Genomic DNA, 2,968 nt, shown 5'->3' with positions numbered 1-2,968 from the left:
CCGGCCGATCGCGTGGTGGCCGGGATGTTCGATATCGTCGAGCGTCTCTACGGCATCCGAGTGGTGCAGCGCACCGGGCCGCCGGTGTGGCATCCGGACGTCAAGGTCTATGAAGTCATCGACCGCGATGGCGTTCGCCTGGGCTCCTTCTACGCGGATTGGTTCCCGCGCGAGACCAAGCGCGGTGGAGCGTGGATGGACGCGTTTATCACCGGGGAACCGATCCCGAACAGCGGGGCGATCTGCGGCAATCTGACGCCTCCGCTAGGCACGCTGCCCGCGCTGTTGACGCATCGCGAAGTGGAAACGATCTTTCATGAATTCGGGCACCTGCTCCATCACACGCTAAGCCGCGTGGGCGTCAAGTCGCTGGCCGGAACCAACGTGGCGTGGGACTTCGTCGAACTGCCTTCGCAGATCATGGAGAACTGGTGCTGGGAGCGCGATGCGCTGGACCTGTTCGCGCGGCACTGGGAAACCCAATCCGCCATTCCCGAAGACCTGTTCCTCAAGATGCGGCGCGCGCGCAACTTCCGCAGCGCCAATACGCAGATGCGCCAGCTCGGATTCGCGATCACCGATCTGCTGCTCCACACCGAATACTCGCCGGAGCGCGACGGGGACGTGGTCGATTACTCGCGCGCGCTGTTGCAGCGCTTCTCGTCGGCGCCGCTACCTCCGGACCATGCCTCGATCTGCAGCTTCACGCACCTGTTCGGCAGCCCGGTGGGTTACGGGGCCGGCTACTACTCGTATAAGTGGGCCGAAGTGCTGGAAGCGGACGCCTTCACGCGCTTCCGCAAAGAAGGTATTTTCAGCCCCGCGGTGGGCGGCGAGTTCCGCGACAAGATCCTTTCACAGGGCGATAGCCGCGACCCGGCCGAGCTGTACCGCGACTTCATGGGACGCGATCCCGATCCGGATGCGCTGCTGATCCGCTCCGGGCTCTTGACGAACCCGGTGGAGAATGAGGCGGTAGTGGTTTAGATGTGGCAGCTCGCCATGCCGCGCTTCTCGAGATACTGCTGGTGGTAATCTTCCGCTTCCCAGAACGCGACGGCGGGAACGATCTGCGTCACGATCGGGCGCTTGTGTGATTGCTGGGCCTCGGCGACGGAAGCTCGCGCGGCCTTTTCCTGTTCGGGCGAGTGAAAGAAGATCGCCGATCGATATTGCGAGCCCCAATCCGGGCCCTGGCGGTTCAGCGTCGTGGGATCGTGATTCTCCCAGAAGATCTTCAGCAGGGTTTCGTAGCTGACCTTGGCGGGATCGAAGGTTACCTCCACGGCTTCAGCGTGGCCGGTGCGATCCGTGCAGACCTGTTTGTAAGTCGGCTTCTCGACCTCGCCGCCGGTGTAGCCGACGCGGGTGCTGAGGACGCCGGGTGTGGCGCGGAATGTCGCCTCGACGCCCCAGAAACAGCCGGCGGCGAAGGTTGCTTTCTCCATTGTTTGGCTCATGGTACTAGTGTCGCGCAACGCGCGCACGGGAAGGGCTGACGAAGCTACTGTTGGGGCGGCGTCGTCGTGGTCGTCGTTGAATCGCTGGTCGCCTTGGTTTCAGTCGACTTATTGTGTTTGTGTTTCGCTGTTACATGCTTTGCGTGGCTGTCCGTTGTGGTCGAAGACGCGCCCGTCGAATCGGCCATAGAGTTTGTGGTGGTCGTACTCGAATCCGAATTGACTTTGCGTCCGCCGTCCTTGACTTCAGTACTCTTGGTCGTTTGGGTCTCGGTAGACTGAGTCGTAGATGACGCTTCCTGCGCCACCATGGTGCCGCAAGCGAGCAGCGAAGCTAAGATTAACCTTTTCATTGCAAAATTCCTCCTAGAGTAGTGGAGCAATTGCGGGGCCGGAGTTTTATCGTTCCAGTACTTGTTCGATATAGGCCAGAGCTCGCGGATCGCCGGATTGCCCCAGCCAGAAGATCGCTTGTTTCCGTACTTCGGGGTTGCGGTTATTCTTCGCCACTTCGATTAACATCGGAACGCCTTCGTGATTCGGCAGGTTTTGTAGGGCAAAAACGGCTTTCTTCTTGACCTCGGTATCGGGGTCGTTGTCGATGGAAGCGCGGATCTCTTTGATGGCTTTTTCGCCCGCTTTCTGAGCGAGCCAGAACAAGGCCTGCGATCGCACGCGCGCGCTGGAGTCGCGATGCGCGAAGCGGATCAGATCATCGACGGCGCGCGGATCCTGGGAGAGCGTGAAGTCGAACATCATCTTTTCACGAAGCTCGTCCGTGGCCGCCGTTTCGCTGGCGCGCTCGAGGGCGCGCAATCCGCGGTCGCCGCGCGCGCTGGCCAGCCAGAACAGGGCCTTCTCGCGGACTTTCTCCGGCTCGGGCGCCGACGCGAACCGTTCCAGCGTGGTGTCGGCCAAGTCGCCCGCATGCATCGAGATCGCGAGGATTGCGGTATCGGCGAGCTTGCCTTCGGACGAGATCAATCCACTGAGGAATCCGATGCTTGCGTCGGCGGGAACCCCCGTCAGCCAAACGAAGCGAAGGCCGCCCGCGTCGACGGGACAGTTCTCCGAGAGCGGATGGATTTTGCCTATGGCGCCATGCTCTATTCGCATGAGGATGAACGCGGTGCGCGAGCCTTCCAGCTTTAATGGAGTCTGCTCGCCGCTAACTCGACGTGAGCCGCTAACATATGCCCGATCGCCTTCCAGATAGCAGCCTCGCGATTCATCGGCCCAACAGCACGAGTTGTTATCGGACTTGTTGCTTTCGACCGCGTAGCCGATCCACATCGGGCCGGCTTCGCGACTTAGTCCTTGAAGGTAAGTCTTCGCGTCGCCGGTAACTGCGCGTGTTTCAAACTTTGCGTTACTAACCGACGGCGTCTGCGCACTAAGCGCCGAAGCTATAAAGATCGGTATGAGCGTTTTCATTTGAGGATCTCCATCATGTAGTCCGTCGATTCTTTGGAGTGGATCAAGGCTAAGTGCGAGATCATGTCGCGCTT

At 60.5% G+C, this 2,968-nt stretch carries 4 protein-coding genes; 1 reads left to right on the top strand and 3 read right to left on the bottom strand.

The features are described 5' to 3' along the window. A partial coding sequence (locus H1Y01_RS13305) for a M3 family metallopeptidase (protein ID WP_257644454.1) occupies nt 1-987 on the top strand: 987 nt, incomplete at its 5' end. Here H1Y01_RS13305 and msrA read toward each other — a convergent pair. From msrA to H1Y01_RS13290, 3 genes are read right to left on the bottom strand one after another with little or no spacing between them, the layout of a single operon-like run. After that, complete coding sequence (gene msrA, locus H1Y01_RS13300) at nt 984-1,460, bottom strand: peptide-methionine (S)-S-oxide reductase MsrA (RefSeq protein WP_219341526.1); 477 nt, start codon at nt 1,458-1,460, stop codon at nt 984-986. The genes H1Y01_RS13305 and msrA overlap by 4 nt on opposite strands. A gap of 44 nt (nt 1,461-1,504) precedes the next feature. Then, entirely contained in the window at nt 1,505-1,813 is a 309-nt protein-coding gene (locus H1Y01_RS13295; protein ID WP_180541000.1) for a hypothetical protein, read from the bottom strand. Between the two features lie 46 nt (nt 1,814-1,859). Then, nucleotides 1,860-2,894 (bottom strand): HEAT repeat domain-containing protein, encoded by a 1,035-nt coding sequence (locus H1Y01_RS13290; protein WP_180540999.1) that lies wholly within the window; start codon nt 2,892-2,894, stop codon nt 1,860-1,862. Nucleotides 2,895-2,968 lie beyond the last annotated feature (74 nt).

It is taken from the genome of Nevskia soli (assembly GCF_903970205.1).
Taxonomy (GTDB): domain Bacteria; phylum Acidobacteriota; class Terriglobia; order Bryobacterales; family Bryobacteraceae; genus Bog-113.
This window is presented reverse-complemented; position numbering and strand designations above follow the sequence as displayed.